General features: G+C 60.0%; 13 protein-coding genes. 10 read left to right on the forward strand and 3 right to left on the reverse strand.

Annotated elements, in window-relative coordinates:
- Positions 1-165: 165 nt before the first annotated feature.
- Positions 166-1,479, forward strand: a complete 1,314-nt coding sequence (locus PPN31114_RS24395) for a citrate synthase (protein WP_246182728.1) — start codon at positions 166-168, stop codon at positions 1,477-1,479.
- 16 nt (positions 1,480-1,495) lie between these two features.
- Here the strand turns inward: PPN31114_RS24395 and PPN31114_RS24400 are convergent, their stop codons facing one another.
- Positions 1,496-2,131, reverse strand: coding sequence for a trimeric intracellular cation channel family protein (locus PPN31114_RS24400; RefSeq protein ID WP_150682119.1), 636 nt, complete (start codon positions 2,129-2,131; stop codon positions 1,496-1,498).
- A 238-nt stretch (positions 2,132-2,369) separates the two neighbouring features.
- Between PPN31114_RS24400 and macA the strand changes: the two genes are divergently transcribed.
- The 3 genes from macA to PPN31114_RS24415 all read left to right on the forward strand — a co-directional run bounded on the left by macA (position 2,370) and on the right by PPN31114_RS24415 (position 7,101).
- A complete protein-coding gene (macA, locus tag PPN31114_RS24405) occupies positions 2,370-3,572 on the forward strand; it encodes a macrolide transporter subunit MacA (protein WP_150682120.1) in 1,203 nt (400 codons plus the stop codon).
- A 71-nt stretch (positions 3,573-3,643) separates the two neighbouring features.
- Positions 3,644-5,614 carry a macrolide ABC transporter ATP-binding protein/permease MacB gene (gene macB / locus PPN31114_RS24410; protein WP_370865919.1) on the forward strand — a complete coding sequence of 657 codons (1,971 nt, stop codon included), beginning with the start codon at positions 3,644-3,646 and terminating at the stop codon, positions 5,612-5,614.
- Positions 5,615-5,652: 38 nt separating this feature from the next.
- Entirely contained in the window at positions 5,653-7,101 is a 1,449-nt protein-coding gene (locus PPN31114_RS24415) for an efflux transporter outer membrane subunit (RefSeq protein ID WP_150682122.1), read from the forward strand.
- Positions 7,102-7,132: 31 nt separating this feature from the next.
- Here PPN31114_RS24415 and PPN31114_RS24420 read toward each other — a convergent pair whose 3' ends face one another.
- Together PPN31114_RS24420 and PPN31114_RS24425 are read right to left on the reverse strand one after the other, a co-directional pair.
- Positions 7,133-8,725: a sensor histidine kinase gene (locus PPN31114_RS24420; protein ID WP_150682123.1), complete on the reverse strand. Its 1,593-nt coding sequence runs from the start codon at positions 8,723-8,725 to the stop codon at positions 7,133-7,135.
- A 57-nt stretch (positions 8,726-8,782) separates the two neighbouring features.
- On the reverse strand, positions 8,783-9,385 hold the full coding sequence (locus PPN31114_RS24425) for a response regulator transcription factor (RefSeq protein WP_150682124.1): 603 nt from the start codon (positions 9,383-9,385) through the stop codon (positions 8,783-8,785).
- A 337-nt stretch (positions 9,386-9,722) separates the two neighbouring features.
- Here PPN31114_RS24425 and PPN31114_RS24430 point away from each other — a divergent pair, with 337 nt between their 5' ends.
- The 6 genes from PPN31114_RS24430 (at position 9,723) to cyoA (ending at position 16,217) form a co-directional block, all read left to right on the forward strand.
- Complete coding sequence (locus PPN31114_RS24430; RefSeq protein WP_150682125.1) at positions 9,723-10,703, forward strand: D-alanine--D-alanine ligase family protein; 981 nt, start codon at positions 9,723-9,725, stop codon at positions 10,701-10,703.
- Positions 10,704-11,912 carry an MFS transporter gene (locus PPN31114_RS24435; RefSeq protein WP_150682126.1) on the forward strand — a complete coding sequence of 403 codons (1,209 nt, stop codon included), beginning with the start codon at positions 10,704-10,706 and terminating at the stop codon, positions 11,910-11,912. It begins immediately after the preceding gene.
- A complete protein-coding gene (locus PPN31114_RS24440; RefSeq protein ID WP_150682127.1) occupies positions 11,909-12,541 on the forward strand; it encodes a C39 family peptidase in 633 nt (210 codons plus the stop codon). The genes PPN31114_RS24435 and PPN31114_RS24440 overlap by 4 nt, the downstream gene beginning before the upstream one ends.
- 50 nt (positions 12,542-12,591) lie before the next feature.
- Positions 12,592-13,650 (forward strand): threonine ammonia-lyase, encoded by a 1,059-nt coding sequence (locus tag PPN31114_RS24445; protein WP_150682128.1) that lies wholly within the window; start codon positions 12,592-12,594, stop codon positions 13,648-13,650.
- A gap of 658 nt (positions 13,651-14,308) precedes the next feature.
- Complete coding sequence (locus PPN31114_RS24450) at positions 14,309-14,983, forward strand: hypothetical protein (protein ID WP_150682129.1); 675 nt, start codon at positions 14,309-14,311, stop codon at positions 14,981-14,983.
- 253 nt (positions 14,984-15,236) lie between these two features.
- Entirely contained in the window at positions 15,237-16,217 is a 981-nt protein-coding gene (cyoA, locus tag PPN31114_RS24455) for a ubiquinol oxidase subunit II (protein ID WP_246182737.1), read from the forward strand.
- Positions 16,218-16,220: the final 3 nt, after the last annotated feature.

The following is a 16,220-nucleotide window of genomic DNA, read 5'->3' on the forward strand; positions in this document are numbered from 1 at the left end:
TTGTGTGTTCGGAGTTGACTTTACTGGCCGATTTTGTGTTTATCAATATTGATTTTTAAAGTCAATATCAATGTGGCATCATGTGACGAATCTTTGACGGACGCATGACGGGAAGCCTTGTCCAGTAAGGAGTTTCGAGAGGCGAGGGTTTCCACGGAGAACAGAATGACGCAGCAAAACGACCTGATGACACGCGAAGAAGTGCTGGCGCTGCTCGAGATCAAACCGGCCACGTTGTATGCCTATGTGAGCCGGGGTCTGATCCGGGCGCGTCCGCACGAAGACGGCCGTAAGAGCCTCTATCTGCGACGCGATGTCGAGCGGTTGGGGACGCGCAAGCGCGGGCGCGCACCGACCGGCTCGGTGGCCGAATCGACGCTGCGCTTCGGCGACCCGGTGCTGCACACGGCCATCACGCAGATCACCCCGCACGGGCCGCGATATCGCAATCGGATGGCGACGGATTTGGCGAGCGCTGGAGCGTCGTTCGAATCCGTGGTGCATTTGCTGATGACGGGTATTTGGCAGGACAGCATTGCGGTTTGGCCGCAGGTCGACACCCCGCCGGACGTGCTGCGTTTTCTCTCGACGTATGACAGCGAGGTGGCCAGCAGCGACATCGGTAATTTGCTCGGCATGGTGCCGTTTGCACTGGCCATGCATGGGCGCGGGCCACGTGAGATTGCGGACGGCAGTGCTGTGCAAGCGGCGCGCTTGATGCTGCATTGCATGGCCGGATGCGTGGGGTTTCTCGGGCCGAAGCGTGAATACGTGGCGCGTGCCGACGAGGAGACGGTCGCTGCGCAGATTCTTCGGGCAGCGGGCGGCGAGGTGACGCCGGAGAATGTGCGGGCGGTCAACGCCGCGTTGGTGCTGACCGCCGATAACGAACTGGCCCCGGCGACGTTTGCGGCGCGGGTGGCGGCGTCGACGAATGCTGACTTGTTCAGTTGCGTGGCCGCAGCCATCGGCTCGCATATCGGCTTTTCGACGGGCACCAGCACACAGAAGATCGAGACGCTGTTGCTATGCGAGCCGCTCGACGCGCTGGATTCGCGTAAAGACCGTGTGCGCGAGTACGGGGCGAGCCTCTTCGCCTTCAACCATCCGCTCTATCCGGGCGGCGATGCGCGGGCAGACCTGATGCTGCAACTGGCCGCGCAGGCGCGTGAAGTGAAGGGCACCGACGCCAAGCGCGCTGAAGACACACGCCTGACGCTCGACTTTCTCGCGCGCATGCGTGACGAGCTAAGCGCGCATCCGGGGCTGGCGATGGGTATCGTGGTGCTGGCGCGGGCGCTTGGGTTGCCCGATGGCACCGCGACGGCGATTTGGATCGTGGGCCGCTCGGCGGGCTGGGTGGCGCATGTGATGGAGCAACGCACGCAGGCGTTCATGCTGCGCCCGCGTGCGAAATATGGGTTCGGTAGTCCGGTCGAGACGGCGGTGGCGCCGGCCCCGGCCCCTTCACGGAAGTGAGGTGATTGGCTGCTGTTTAATGCAGCGGCTCTGCGGGCGCTTCGTTCTCGAAGGTTTTGAAGCGCCAGCCGAACCACACCGCCAGCATGCGAATGACGAAGCCCGCGACGCAGCCGATGGCCGTCGCAATGCCGTTTTCCACGCCGAAATGCAGCATGCCGACGTAGAGCGCTCCGGCGATACACGCCACGCTCGCATACATTTCGCGACGCAATACGAGCGGCACTTGTCCGCAGAGCAGGTCGCGCAGCATCCCACCGCCAATACCCGTGAGTACCCCCGCGAGTACGACGATCACCGGGCTGGTGCTCACCGTCATGCCGACATCGCAGCCGAGAATCGTGAAGGCGGCAAGCCCGATGGCGTCCACGGTGATGAAGGTCATGCGCAGCCGGTGAATATGGCGCGCGACGATGGACGCGAGCGTGGCCGCGCCGAGCGTGAGCAGCAGGTATTCGGGATGCGCGATCCACACGAGCGGATGGCGGCCGAACAGTACATCGCGAATCGTGCCGCCGCCCAGCGCGGTGACCATGCCGACGAAGGCGAGCCCGAAGCGGTCCATGCCGCGCTGCATCCCCATGATCGCGCCCGACATGGCTTCGGTCACGATGGCGATCAGATAAAGGGCGTAGAAGATTTCGGTTTTCATGAATGACCCCAGAAGTGCGGGGGGAATATACCATCCACCGCGCGCTGAACTGTCCCGCACACTGCCTGAGCCGTCCGATCGGGCCAACTGTGATTTGTACAAGTTTTCAGCGTCACGCGCCGATGAGACACTGCTTTCAACGAAATCTTCTACCGCTCTCGGCGATGCGAACGCCTTTCCCACACGTCAAAGCCCTTAAACTCTCTACTTTTCGTGCTCCGAACGGTGCCTTTGCTCCATGATCCAGTTCATTCGACGTCGGCCGTATCTCGTCACCAGCCTTGTAGTGCTCGCCGTTCTCGTCATCCTCGGGCTTCGTAGTGCGCTCTCGCCAAAGCCGCCGCAGTACCTGACCGCCAAAGTTGAGCGTAGCGATCTGGAAAACGCCGTGCTCGCCACGGGTACGTTGGTTGCGTTCACGCAGGTGGATGTCGGCGCGCAGGTATCGGGGCAGTTGAAGTCGCTCAAGGTAAAGCTGGGCGACAAGGTGACCAAGGGGCAGTGGCTCGCTGAAATCGATCCGGTAATCTCGCAGAACACGCTGCGTCAGGCCGAAGCCAATGAGCAGGATTTGCAGGCCCAACGTCGCGCCACGCAGGCGCAACTGGCCAAGGCCGATCTGACCTTCCGCCGCCAAAAGCAAATGCTGCCCGACGACGCGACGTCGCGTCAGGAGTTCGAAGCCGCGCAGGCCGATCTCGATGCACAACGTGCGAACTTGGCGGCGCTCGAAGCGAAGATTCGCTCCGCCGCGATTCAGATCGAGTCGGCCCGCGCCAACCTCGGCTACACCCGCATCGTCGCCCCGATGGACGGGCAAGTGGTCGCCATCGTCACGCAAGAAGGCCAGACCGTGATCGCGCAGCAGCAAGCGCCGGTGATTCTGAAGCTGGCCGATCTGGATACGATGACCGTCAAGGCGCAGGTCTCGGAAGCCGACGTGATTCGCGTCGCGCCCGGCCAGACGACGTATTTCACGATTCTGGGCGAGCCCGACAAGCGTTACTACGGCAAGCTGCGCGCCATCGAACCCGCGCCGCAGAACTTCCTCGATACGCAAGGCTCACTCGGCGGGCTGGGCGGCTCGCGCAGCAATACGGCGGTGTTTTACAACGCGCTGTTCGAAGTGCCGAACCCCGATCACAAGCTGCGCATCTCGATGACAGCGCAGGTCAACGTGCTGCTGAGTACCGCCAAACAGGCGCTGAGCATTCCCGTGGCCGCGCTGGGCAAGAAGCAGGCAGACGGCCGCTACGACGTGCGCGTCGTGGGTGCCGACGGCAAGGTCGTGACGCGGCAGGTGCGCATCGGGCTGAACAATAACGTGAAGGTGGAAGTGACCGAAGGGCTGGCGGCGGATGAGCAAGTCGTCATTGGCGAAGCCGGGGACGTGAAAGAGGCTCGCGTCGATGCGTCCGGTGATTCGGTCCGCGTAGGGTAATCGCAATGCATCAAACCATGTCCCCTCCGTCAACGGCCAGCTCGGCCACGCCAGACTCGGCGGCGCATCCCATGCTGGAGTTGACCGGTATTACGCGTCGGTTTCCGGCAGGCGAGCGCGACGTCGTCGTGCTGCACAACGTGAATCTCACCATCGAAGCGGGGGAGATCGTTGCGGTCATGGGCGCGTCGGGTTCGGGCAAGTCGACGCTGATGAATATTCTCGGCTGTCTCGATCACCCGAGCGAAGGCAGCTACCGAGTGGCCGGGCGTGAGACGCGCGACCTCGACGCCGATGCACTCGCCCAACTGCGCCGCGAACACTTCGGGTTCATCTTCCAGCGCTACCACCTGCTGCCGCATCTGGACGCCGCAGGCAACGTGGAAATGCCAGCGGTCTACACGGGCGCACCGCACGCCGCGCGCCGGGCACGGGCTGCGCAGTTGCTCTCGCGGCTGGGACTGGCGGATCGCACAGAACACCGGCCCAGCCAGTTGTCGGGCGGTCAGCAACAGCGCGTGAGTATCGCGCGCGCGCTGATGAACGGCGGCGAGGTGATTCTGGCCGACGAGCCGACCGGCGCACTCGATACGCGCAGCGGCAAGGAAGTCATTCGCATTCTGCGCGAGCTCAATGCGCTCGGGCACACGGTGATCATCGTCACGCACGATGAGCATGTGGCGGCCCACGCGCGCCGCATCATCGAGATTCGCGACGGTGAAGTCGTGGCAGACCGGCAGAACACGCCGGTGGTTGATGATGGCGGGACGGCTACCGAAGCGCCCAGCAAGAAAGACGCCCTTGCCAACACCTCACCGATGCCGGAGCGTCGCTGGACGGGCGGCGTGGGCCGCTTCGCCGAAGCGTTCCGCATGGCGTGGATTGCACTGGTTTCGCACCGTTTGCGCACGTTCCTGACGATGCTCGGCATCATCATCGGTATCACGTCGGTGGTGTCGATCGTCGCGATCGGCGAAGGGGCGAAGCGCTACATGCTGGCCGAGATCGGCAGCATCGGCACGAACACCATCAACATCTATCCGGGCAAAGACTGGGGCGATAGCCGCGCAGGCACGATCCAGACGCTGGTGCCTGAAGACGTGAATGCGCTGGCCGAGCAGAACTATGTCGACAGCGTCACGCCCGAGACCGCTCGTAACTTGCTGCTGCGCTACCGCAACATCGACGCCAACGCGACGGTGACTGGCGTGGGCGAGCACTTCTTTCAAGTGCGCGGTATGAAGATCAAACAGGGCATCGCCTTCGGCCCTGACGAGGTACGCCGCCAGGCGCAGGTCGCCGTGATCGACGAAAACACGCGCCGCAAGCTCTTCGCTGCCAACCCGAATCCGCTGGGCGAAGTGATCTTCGTCGACAACCTGCCGTGCGTGGTGATCGGCGTGACGGAAGAGAAGAAGAGCGCGTTCGGCGACATGAAGAGCCTGAATATCTGGGTGCCGTACACCACGGCCAGCGGACGCCTGTTCGGGCAGCGCAACGTCGACAGCATCACCGTGCGGGTGCGCGACGGCCAGCCGAGCAAGATCGCTGAGAAGAGCCTCGAGACGCTGATGATGCAGCGCCATGGCCGTAAGGACTTCTTCACCTACAACATGGATAGCGTGGTGAAGACGGTCGAGAAGACCAGCCAGTCGCTCACGCTGCTGCTCTCGCTGATTGCCGTGATTTCGCTAGTGGTGGGCGGTATTGGCGTGATGAACATCATGATCGTGTCGGTGACCGAGCGCACGCGGGAGATTGGCATTCGCATGGCGGTCGGGGCACGGCAGAGCGACATCATGCAGCAGTTTCTGGTCGAGGCCGTGATGGTGTGTCTGATGGGCGGTGCGATCGGGATTGCGCTGTCGTTCGGCGCGAGCTTCGTCTTCTCGCTGTTCGTCGCCAAATGGAAGATGGTGTTTTCGATGGGATCGATCGTGACGGCATTCCTGTGCTCGACGTTGATCGGTGTGGTCTTCGGTTTCATGCCAGCGCGTAACGCCGCGCGGCTCGATCCGGTTGAAGCGCTCGCGCGCGATTGAGGTTGCAACAGATGATCCGTATTCCCGCTATTTCCGCCATGCCAAGCGTTTCCCGTACGGTGCTCGCGCTCGCGAGTGCGGCCATCGTGCTCGCCGGTTGTGCGGGCGTGCGCCACGACCCGCTGCCAGCGGTGGCGGTCCCTGCGCAGTGGACCGGGGCGGCGGTGCCCGGCGCAGCAACGGCTGCACCGACGGCTACGCCCACGGCCACACCTGCTGCATCCGCCGCACAGGCCATCGCGCCTGACTTCTGGCGGGCGTTTGGTGACCCGGTGCTCGACCGCCTGATTGCCGAGGCGCTTGCCGCGAACAACGATCTCGCGGCCGCGGGCATCCGCGTGTACCGCGCACAGTTGCAGGCGGGCCTGGCCGACACGAATCTCACGCCTAGCGTGAGCGTCGGGGCCAACGGTCAGATCAGCCGCACGCTCGACACGCATCGGATGGCGCAAGGCAACCAGTTGCAAGCACAGGTGAGCTACGAGCTCGATCTCTGGGGCAAGCTGGCCGCACAGCGCGATGCGGCACGCTGGGAGGCCGATGCGACCGAAGCGGACCGCGAGACGGCTCGTCTTTCCCTGATTGGCACGACGGCGGCGCTCTATTGGCAGATCGGCTATCTGAATCAGCAGATTGCTTACGGCGAGGCCAATATCGCCTATGCGGAGCGCACGCTGGCGCTGGTGCGCACGCGATACGCCGCAGGCGCCGTGTCGGGCCTTGACGTCGCGCAGACCGAGCAGAACCTGTCCGTGCAACGCGCAGCGATTACCCAGCTTTTGCAGCAGCGCACCGAGAACCGTAACGCGCTCGCCATCTTGTTCGACCGTCCGCCGCAGCAATCGGCTGCCGAGCCGTCGGCGCTGCCCGCCCAGCCGTTGCCGGAAGTGCCCGCCGGGTTGCCCGCTGATTTGCTGGCGCGCCGCCCGGATTTGCGGGCGGCGGAGTGGCGACTGCGCGAGTCGCTGGCCAATGTCGACGCGACGCGCACGAGCTTCTATCCGACGTTCACCCTCACTGGGCAAGCCGGTACGACGAGTACGAGCTTGTCGCGCGTGTTGACGAACCCGATCGGCACACTGGGCGCGGGACTGACGCTGCCGTTCATCCAGTGGAACACCATGCAATTGAACATCAAGGTTTCGCAGACCCAATTCGACGAAGCCGTGGTGTTGTTCCGCAAAACGCTTTACACGGCGCTGGGCGAAGTCGAGAACGCGCTGTCGGCACGTGAGCAACTGGCGCGTGAAGGCGAGCAGCGGACGCTGTCGCTGGTGCAGGCACAGCGTGCCGAGACGCTGGCGCGCTCACGCTTTCTGGCCGGTGCGACGGGAGTGCAGCTTTGGCTGGATCAGCAGCAGCGCGTGCGCGACGCGCAAAGCGCCGATGCACTGGTACGCCTGAACCGGTTGAACAACCGCATGGCGTTGTACAAATCGCTGGGCGGCGGGGGCAATGCCAGCGACGTGAGTTCGCCCGCTGGCTGATGCCCCGTTAGCCGTTAGCAACGCGTAATGGTTACGCGTCGGCCTCGGTGGTGGCTTGCACTGCCGGGGCCTTCGGCAGCGTGATCGTGAACGTCGTGCCTACGCCGACCTGACTGGTCACTTCGATGGTGCCCTGATGGAATTCGATGGCGGCGTGAACGACGGCCAATCCCACCCCGGAGCCATCTTCCAGCACGGCATTGCTGCGTGAGCGGAACGACATCTGGAAGATTTCCTTGAGTTCGTCTTCCGGAATGCCCGTGCCGTTGTCGCGCAGCGTCACACGCAAGGCATCGCCCGCGTCAGCCACGCCGATATCGATAGCGGGCGGCAGCATCGTGTACTTCGTCGCGTTGCTCACGATGTTGATAAACGCATGGAACAGCACGTTGCTGTCGCCGATCATGCGGCTGTCGAGGTCCGCTGTCGGCGTCACGGTGATGGTCGCGTTGGGGAACATGTCGGAACCCACATCGCGCACATCTTCGAGTAACGCCACGAGCGACAGCTCCGAGCGTTTGCCGAATTTCGGATCGTCGAGCGAGGCGCTTTGCGCCGCTTCCAGCCAGTTCTGAATCACGTTATTGAGCTTCGCCACGGCTTCGCGAATCTTCGTGTAGCGCGGGCGGGAATCGGCTTCCTCGTTGCGTGGGCTCAGCAGGCGCTGCGCGTGACCATCGATCACGTTGAGCAGCGTGCGGAATTCATGCGACGCCATCGAGCGGAACGTCTTCTGGAAGTTGTTGAGTCGCTCTTCGTTGGCCAGCGCGCGCTGGAGAATCGTGTTCTTGGCGGTCGCGAGCTTCTGATTGCGCACGAGCGACGCCGTGCTTTCCTGATACTTGGCGATCGTGCGAGACAGCGTGCCGACTTCGTCGCCGCGTGTGAGCCACGGCAGGCGTGTCTTGTTCTTGCCCGAAATGGCGTTCCCGGCCAGATGGATCAGGCGCGTGAACGGCCGCAGCATCGCCGCATCCACATACAGCAGGCAGCCCAGCGTGACGAGAATCATCGCGGCGATCAGCGCGTCGATTTGCAGCAGCCGGTGGTGGGCCGCCCGGTCCTTCGTCTCCACGTTCTTGATCAGGCCCTCGGTGCTGCGGAAGACCAGCGCGCCGAAGGTGCTGTTCGCCAGCGTGTACTTGGCGTTCGAATCGCCGCGGTAGAGTTTGACGGCATCGCCGAGTTTGCCGTTCTGGGCCAGTTGAAAGACCTGATTCGAGATTCGGCGGTACTGCGCCCATTGCGTTTGGAATTTCGAGAAGGCAAGGCGGTACTCGTCGTGCACGAGCAGTTTCTGGTAACGCTCGGAGGCGTTCTTGATCTTGTCGTCGAACTCGTCGGCGGCGCTGCGAATGGCTGCAAGCGCTTTGGGCGACATCGGGGCGAGCGCTTCGGACTCGACCGTGCGGAAGTCGGAGATGTAGTCGTTGAGCTCTTCGAGCACGCTCAGGTTTTCGATCTGTGCGCGCTCGGCGGCCAGCGCCGTGCGTTGCGACGTGTCGACTTCGCGGTGTACGACGACGCCCACGGCGACCATGACGACGAGACAGATGGCGAGCAGCCCATACATTCGCCCTCGAACGGGGAGCTTCGTGCTCGGTGATTTGGACGCTTTAGACATGCAGGGAATCCGGTCGGGCTGGGCTAAGGCGGGAGCAGTGGGCAATCACGGCGGGCATCACAACTGAATGATATTGAGCAACGCGGCGCGCACGACGGCTTCGGTGCGGGTGGCGACGTTGAGCTTCTCGCGGGCGTTGTCGATGTGAAAGTCGACCGTGCGTTTGCTCAGATCGAGAATGATGGCGATTTCGGCGGACGTTTTGCCGCGTGCCGACCATTGCAGGATTTCCACTTCGCGTTTGGTGATGCCGAAGGGCAGCGATCCGCCATCTTCCGGTTCGTCGTGGTGGGTGTATTTCCGAATGACGGTGTCGAGCACGTCGAAATCGACCGGCTTGAGCATGTATTCGTCGGCACCGGTGCTGTGGCCGCGCATGATCGAGGCCTTGTCGGCGTTGCCTGTCAGGAAGATGAACGGGATCTTGCGTTCGCCCTGAATGATGCTGCGCGCGCTTTCGAGAAACTCGAAACCGGTCATGCCCGGCACGTTGACGTCGCACACGATGATGTCCGGCATGAATGACGCCAGTGTGGCGAGTGCTGCCGTGAAGTCGTGCGCGACTTTCACGACATAACCGCGATCGGTCAGGTCTTCGCGAAGCAGGTCCGCCGAATCGATATCGTCTTCGATGCAGAACACTTTGGTGGGAGAAGTCATCCCGCTGGCCCTAGTTTTTCGTGTAATGCCGAAATCGTACTAGGAAACGCCGGATGACGAAATTCTTGTGTCTTCCACCAAAGGAAAAAGGACCGCGGGAAGTGGTCCTTAGGTGGCGATTGTGGTCCAGTTCGCGAGTTCCGCCTGCTCGTCCAAGTTCGCTTCAGCAAGTAACTCTCCCTTGAGCGCCGTTTGTATTACGTCAAAATTGCCGGAATTTCTCGGCCAATTCCCAATGGCGAAGCGAGAGAAATTGTGACGTTTTCTGATTAAATACGTCCCCAAGCCCCCCAACACCAGATGCTCAAAAACTCGTTCAAAGTCGAGGGGGACAGCTATGCAAGATAACTACCAAACCGGCCAGACCGGCCCGAACAATGCTAAGGGACGCTTGGCGATCGTTACCGGGGGTGTCGGCCCGGAACGTAGTGGCGCCTTGCTGTCGGGCCGCCATGTGGCCGAAGCGTGCAATTCACTTGGGATTGCAACTTCGGTCTACGACTCAGCTGAGCTCGATTTCAGTAAGCTTGTCAACTGCCGCGGTGCGTTTCTGACAACCCACGGATGGTACGGCGAAGACGGTAAGTTGCAGGGGGTGCTCGACTTACTTCGGGTTCCATATTCCGGATCCGGTGTTGCAGCCAGTGCCGCGGCTTACTTCAAGCCATTCGCAAACGCGATCGCAGTAACAGCGGGATTGCGGGTGCCGAAATCACATCTAGTCGACATGAGATTCGGCGAATCTTTCGATGCCTCTTATCTGTACGCAAACCTCGGGCCACAGATATTTGTCAAACCCGCTTCCAACGGTTGCAGCCTAGGCGCCCAGATACTCGATAGTTCTGCCGCTACACGAGACTGGCTGAGCGAGGCGGCCACGACGGAATGCCCGATTTACGTTGCGGCGAAATACATCAACGGCCGGGACGTTAGCGCGGGCGTCATCGAAATTGACGGCGTTCCGACCATTCTGCCGCTTCTAGAGACTCGACACCTTCACCAGTTCTACAGTCACCAAGTCAAGCGCGACTCATCTTTACGTGAACACATTTGCCCTGCCAACATTAGTCCACGGGCCGAGCAGCAACTGAGGACAGATGCACTTCTCATATACAAGGCCCTCGGGTGTAGGGGCTTTGCTCGTATTGATTTCATCGTATCCGGCGACATCGTTTGGTTTCTCGAGGTGAATTCCCTTCCCGGATTTTCACGGAATGGCAATTTAGCGCAGATGGGCTACGCACATGGGTGGACGTATTCGGAAATGATTGCTCGGCTCATTTCCACGATGGACCCGTCTTCTTGCTATCGACCATAAATGGGAAAGCTTCAGCGAATCATTTCTACCGCGGCGATCTGTCAGTTGGGAGAGGGTATTCATCGAACCAGCGTCCCGATCATCGCCGCCACAATCGAGGTGGAAAGTTCGGGGGTGGGACTTGCCGTAGCTGCGTCCCGACTTCCTTGGCTGCTCGTGTCTCTGATGGCGGGTGTTGCAATCGACCGACTGACGGCAATTACCGTTCTCAGGGCAGGCGTAACCATACGCCTGATAGGCCTAACGATGCTTCTGTGGGTTCTAACGTACGGAGCAATTGATCTTCCTCTTTTCACGTGCGTTTGCTTTCTGATCGCATCCGGTGAAGTCGTAACGGAGATATCCATTCAAGCATCCATACCGCTGGCATCACACGCAAAATATCTCCCGAATGCCAATGCTCGAATGTATGGGATACAAATTGTTTTTTCTCAACTTCTCGGGCCAATTGCTGCCGGATTGTTGCTGGCAACGGGTATGAGCACGATGGTTCGCAGCACCGTGTCGCTTCAGTTGTTAGCAATCTTCGGAGCATTTGTTCTTTGCAACTTACTTGTCCGTCACACACCACGGGCTAGGAAGATTAATTTTCACTCTGAGGAAGGGGTAAGACTGCAGGATGTGATTAGGTTCCTATGCAAAACACGGAGCATCCTGGGAATTCAGATACTTGCTTCGTTGATGATGCTGATATACGGGATTTGGAGTGCGGTTTTTGTGTTGTATGCGACAGATGCAAATCATGGGCTTGGGCTGACAACGTTCCAGTACGGATTATTAATGTCGGCGATCGCAGTTGGAGGCTTGGCGGGAAGCATCACGGCATCACGGATCACCAAAGTCGTGAGTGAGTTCTCGCTCGTGTGCTTTGCTTGCATCGCCTTGGTGTGTCTCACAGCAGTGTGTGTGCTATCGAGGTCAACGACATTGGTATGTATTTCGCTGGTCGCCTACGGATCGTCGCTGGCTACGTGGAACGTTGCCGTGGTAACTCACAGACAAAGAATGTCGCCAGCGTTCATGCTTGGTCGAATGACCGGGATTTACCGGACCTGCTCGTGGGGAATGATGCCCTTGGGTGCATTGATTGGAGCCTGGGTCACCTCGGTGCAAGGAACTATCGCGGCCTTTGTGCTCGCGTCGATTCTCGGACTCATGCAGCTTCCCGTCATTCCACTCTTGTCCGATATGCGTCGGCGCCGTGAATGAACAATACGTATCGTCACGCCAACGTTCCCTATCGATCTCAATGGGCATCGCCCGAGCTAAACGAGCGCATCGTGAATGGCTCGATAGATCCTTGCGATGATCCCATGTGGACCCTCTCCGGATTCTCCTCAGCTACCGAATACCGTTTTTGGGCTAGACGAATCTGTGGCATTGCATGCCTCGAATCGATTCTCGATTTTCTGTCAATTCCTCACGGGACACGCTATGAAATGGTGCGTGAAGCGCTTTCGTTCGGCGCATATATCAGGCATGACGACAACTCGGTAACCGGTCTCATCTACAGACCGTTTTGCGACTGGGTTCGCGCGCGCTATCAACTTGATGTCGACGTATATGAACACACGCCGCTCTCCAACGTTGCGAAGGCCATTTCACCATCGTGTATGGCATTTGCATCGGTGAGTTCGGAGATCAGAAATCCAACGACACCGAACGCTCGTAAGGGGGGGCATCTCATTCTCATACACGGGACGGACCCAGAGAACATTCTGTTTCATAACCCATCTGGCGTGCCTCCTTATCAGGCAAACGTCAGTCTGCGTATCAAGGAAGCCGAGCGATTTTTCGCACGGCGGGGAATGTTCGTATCGATCCCCTCAGGAAGTTGAACCGAGTTGCGAAGCGCCCCCCGAACTACCAAAAATTGTGAGGTGGAAAAATGAAGGACAACGCAAGTCGCACATGCGGTCTGCAAACTAGTTTGGAATCTCCAAGCGTTGTCGAGCATACGAGATATCGCATCAATTCTGCATACGAGACGATACAACCGTATATCGTGAGGACGCCATTGCTCTCGTCGCGGCGGCTAAACGATCAATTGCGATGTAGTCTTTTTGTCAAGGCGGAGTGTTTGCAGCACACCGGATCTTTCAAATTTCGAGGCGCGTTGAACAAGATTCTTTCAGTCACGAGGCGTGCGTTCTCACCGCACCTACTCACCTGGTCGTCTGGAAATCACGGAGCAGCGGTGGCTGAAGTCGCAAGGCTATTGGGAATTCCGGCAACCATTGTCGCGCCGCCGTGGATCCCGGAAGCCAAGAAAAATAACATTCGTTGTAGGGGGGCCAAACTTCACGTAGCAGGTTCGGTCATCGACATTGCAAGCTTTGGTACCGAAATGGCCGCCGATTTAGGGGCCACCGTAATTCCAGCGTATGACGATCCGTTTGTGATCGAAGGTCAGGCAAGCGTAACGTTGGAGGTTTTGAAGCAGTTCGAGGCCCAGTGCGGCCGTGCCGTTCCAGACGTCATCGTTCTTCCCTGTGGGGGCGGAAGCTTAGCGGCGGGGGCCGCTTTGGCTGTGGAAGACGAGCCGAATATTCGGCTGATTGCCGCTGAGCCCTCTAGCGCAGCTGACACGAAAATATCACTCGCCGCGGGTAGGCCATGTAAAGATCCCAATGCGGGGCCAACGATATGCGACGCGTTGAGAAATCCTCTCCCGGGGGCAGAAACGTTCGAAATCATGAAACGCTCGGTTCGCGATGTTCACGTGTTGGACGACAAGGCCGTTCTAGATTCAATGCGGGTGTTGTTTGAGCATTTCAGACTCGTGTCTGAGCCTGCCGGCGCGATAGCACTGGCCGCAGTGCTATCAAATTTTGAATCACTTGAGGGGCAGAACGTAGTCGTTGTGGTATCTGGCGGGAACGTATCGCGCACGACATTTTACGACGCCATTAGGGGGTGTCCGTTTGACGCCGCGCTTATGATTTAGGGCTCCCCAGAAGATCCAGATGCCGCTTCGACGCAAATCGAAGCGGCATTTTTCTTTAGGGAACGCGAGCAGAGCGAATCAGTTAAAGATCGGCAGGCTGGCGATGAAGGGGACGACGTCGCGGCCGATGTAGTAAGCGATAGCTGCCATGGTGTTTCTCCTGAGTTAGTGGTGTGGCGATTTGAAGTTAATGCGTCTGTTTCAGCGGGTTCGGTTCAGTAGCCGAAGAAGTGGCCGACGGTCATCACATAGTTGGCGGCGGGTTCGGCGTAGGTGTCGAAGAGGTAGGCGAACGGGATCATGGTGTGGCTCCTTTTTTCAGCGATTCAAGTTGCGGTTCAGGGTTCGATTCAGCTTCGGTGTTTCGCGGCTGGTGTGTTGCGTTGGCCGTTGAATGAAGTATCGTCATCGACCCGCTGCGCCGAAACTGTGATTAATACAACTCGCTGAAAAGCAGTGACTTGGGACGTGCCGCTGATTAGCGGAATGCCTTATTTGACGGGGCTTTGCGACGATTGGAAAAGAGGCGGCACCGCCGACTCGTATAAATCACAGTGCCTGTTGTGCGTGCCACCGCAATGGGCCGCACGAATGAACAGGGAAGGGGCCTCGATATAATCGGCGCGACTTAATGGCGCTTTTTTCGATCGTTATGCCAATGTTCTCAACTGCCCCTTTGTTACGCGCCACGCTGGCCGCCGTGGCACTTTGCCTCGGTGTGGCCGCCTGCACCACGCGTCCGTTCCAGCCACCACCCGCGCCATATACGCTATGGACGCAGCCGGGCGTGAGCGAGTTGGGCGTGCGACGCGCGATGGTGGATTGCGGGTTTCCTGACCCGGCCAACATCAGCCCACGCGAGATGTCCACTAACGACGTCGCGCAAGCGCAGTTGTGCATGCTCGAAATCGGCTTCCACTATCAAGGGCGCCGCATCCTCTGCACCGACTCGCCCGAGTTGCCCGCCTGCGCTAACGTGCCGCGCGGCAAAACCTTTGGCACCGATCCCGATTTCGATCCCGCCGCTGACAGTAATCAAACCAAGTTGCCGCCGCCCTATACGTTCTGGCGTCGCGCAGATACCGATGTTGAAGGCGTCAAGCAAGCCATGCGCGCCTGTGGTTTCACGACCGTCACGCAGCCCGCCGTTAATTTGATGAAAGCGAACGACGTGGCGGCCGCCGAGCTATGCATGATCGACCACCAGTTCACCTACTCGTGGCCAGCTAACGCACTGATGTGCAAGACATCGCCTTCGCTGCCAGCGTGTCGCGGCCGAACCATCGACGCCCGGGCCTGCTGCGCAGCGCCCAAAGCCGCCGGGCAACGCTGACCCCGCCTATGTATGTAGCATTTCGCGTACGTCGGCAGGCTGCCGATCGCCGCAACAGGTTCCTCCCTGCGTCATTATGTCGCGATGTATGGATTATGCGTGTGAGTAGCATTCGAAACGCAAATTGTGTATCCATACATAGAGGTTCGAAATGCCCATGCATAACGTCTGGCCCGCCTCGCGCGAGCGGGCAGACAGAATAAGCGGCACGCGCTGGCAATCGTGGTGCGCCCGGGCCGGTGCGCTCTTCGCGATGCTGCCCATGAGCGGTTGCACGCTCGAATTGCTCGACCCGAAGGGCAGCGTCGGCGAACAGGAGAAGCATCTGATCCTGATCGCACTCGGCGTCATGCTGCTCGTGGTGGTGCCGGTGATCGTGCTCACACTCGTGTTCTTCTGGCGCTATCGCGAGTCGAACACCGCCGCCACCTATTCGCCGAAATGGTCGCACTCGACCAAGATCGAAGTCGTCGTCTGGACGATTCCCGTCATCATCGTGATCGCACTCGCTGTGATGATCTGGGAGACCACGCACAAGCTGGACCCGTATCGTCCCATCGAGCCGGTGGCGTCAGACAAGCCGCCTGTGCGCGTGGAAGTCGTCGCGCTCAACTGGAAGTGGCTCTTCATCTACCCGGACTATCACGTCGCCACCGTCAACCGGCTGGTGCTGCCCGTCGACACGCCGGTCGAGTTCAAGCTCACCGCCGAGTCGCTGATGAATGCCTTCTTCATCCCGCAACTGGGCAGCATGGTCTACGCCATGTCGGGCATGCAGACCAAGCTGCACCTGATCGCCAACGAGACCGGCACGTACGCCGGGATGTCGTCGGCCTATAGCGGCCCGGGCTTCTCGGATATGCACTTCAAGGCCCACGTGACCTCGCGCGCCGATTTCGATAAGTGGGTGCACGAGGCGCAGGGCGTGCCGGATACGCTCGACGCGGCCACGTACGTGAAGCTGGAGCAGCCGGGCACCGGTGCGCCGGTACCGGTCTACGCCAATGTGATGCCGGGGCTGTTCGACGCCATCGTCGGCAAGTACATGGGGCCGATGGACGGCGATATGGCGTCGACCGGCGCGCGCAGTGCCCTCGACGACATCATCGCGGCGGCCAACTGCCGCGCAGACACGCAACTGGCCGGTGTGCGCACGGCGCCCATCGCCTCGAATGCCCCAAATGCCTCGAATGCGCCGAATTCGCTGAATTCGACGATTTCGATCACGGAGTAAGTC

The organism is Pandoraea pneumonica (assembly GCF_902459645.1).
GTDB lineage: Bacteria > Pseudomonadota > Gammaproteobacteria > Burkholderiales > Burkholderiaceae > Pandoraea > Pandoraea pneumonica.

Bases quoted from the DNA above. Each gene is read 5' to 3' on its own strand.
- PPN31114_RS24435 (WP_150682126.1), top strand. From the start codon at position 10,704: ATGGGAAAGCTTCAGCGAATCATTTCTACCGCGGCGATCTGTCAGTTG.
- PPN31114_RS24400 (WP_150682119.1), bottom strand. From the start codon at position 2,131: ATGAAAACCGAAATCTTCTACGCCCTTTATCTGATCGCCATCGTGACC.
- cyoA (WP_246182737.1), top strand. From the start codon at position 15,237: ATGCTGCCCATGAGCGGTTGCACGCTCGAATTGCTCGACCCGAAGGGC.
- PPN31114_RS24395 (WP_246182728.1), top strand. From the start codon at position 166: ATGACGCAGCAAAACGACCTGATGACACGCGAAGAAGTGCTGGCGCTG.
- PPN31114_RS24440 (WP_150682127.1), top strand. From the start codon at position 11,909: ATGAACAATACGTATCGTCACGCCAACGTTCCCTATCGATCTCAATGG.
- macB (WP_370865919.1), top strand. From the start codon at position 3,644: ATGCTGGAGTTGACCGGTATTACGCGTCGGTTTCCGGCAGGCGAGCGC.
- PPN31114_RS24425 (WP_150682124.1), bottom strand. From the start codon at position 9,385: ATGACTTCTCCCACCAAAGTGTTCTGCATCGAAGACGATATCGATTCG.
- PPN31114_RS24415 (WP_150682122.1), top strand. From the start codon at position 5,653: ATGCCAAGCGTTTCCCGTACGGTGCTCGCGCTCGCGAGTGCGGCCATC.
- macA (WP_150682120.1), top strand. From the start codon at position 2,370: ATGATCCAGTTCATTCGACGTCGGCCGTATCTCGTCACCAGCCTTGTA.
- PPN31114_RS24450 (WP_150682129.1), top strand. From the start codon at position 14,309: ATGTTCTCAACTGCCCCTTTGTTACGCGCCACGCTGGCCGCCGTGGCA.
- PPN31114_RS24430 (WP_150682125.1), top strand. From the start codon at position 9,723: ATGCAAGATAACTACCAAACCGGCCAGACCGGCCCGAACAATGCTAAG.
- PPN31114_RS24420 (WP_150682123.1), bottom strand. From the start codon at position 8,725: ATGTCTAAAGCGTCCAAATCACCGAGCACGAAGCTCCCCGTTCGAGGG.
- PPN31114_RS24445 (WP_150682128.1), top strand. From the start codon at position 12,592: ATGAAGGACAACGCAAGTCGCACATGCGGTCTGCAAACTAGTTTGGAA.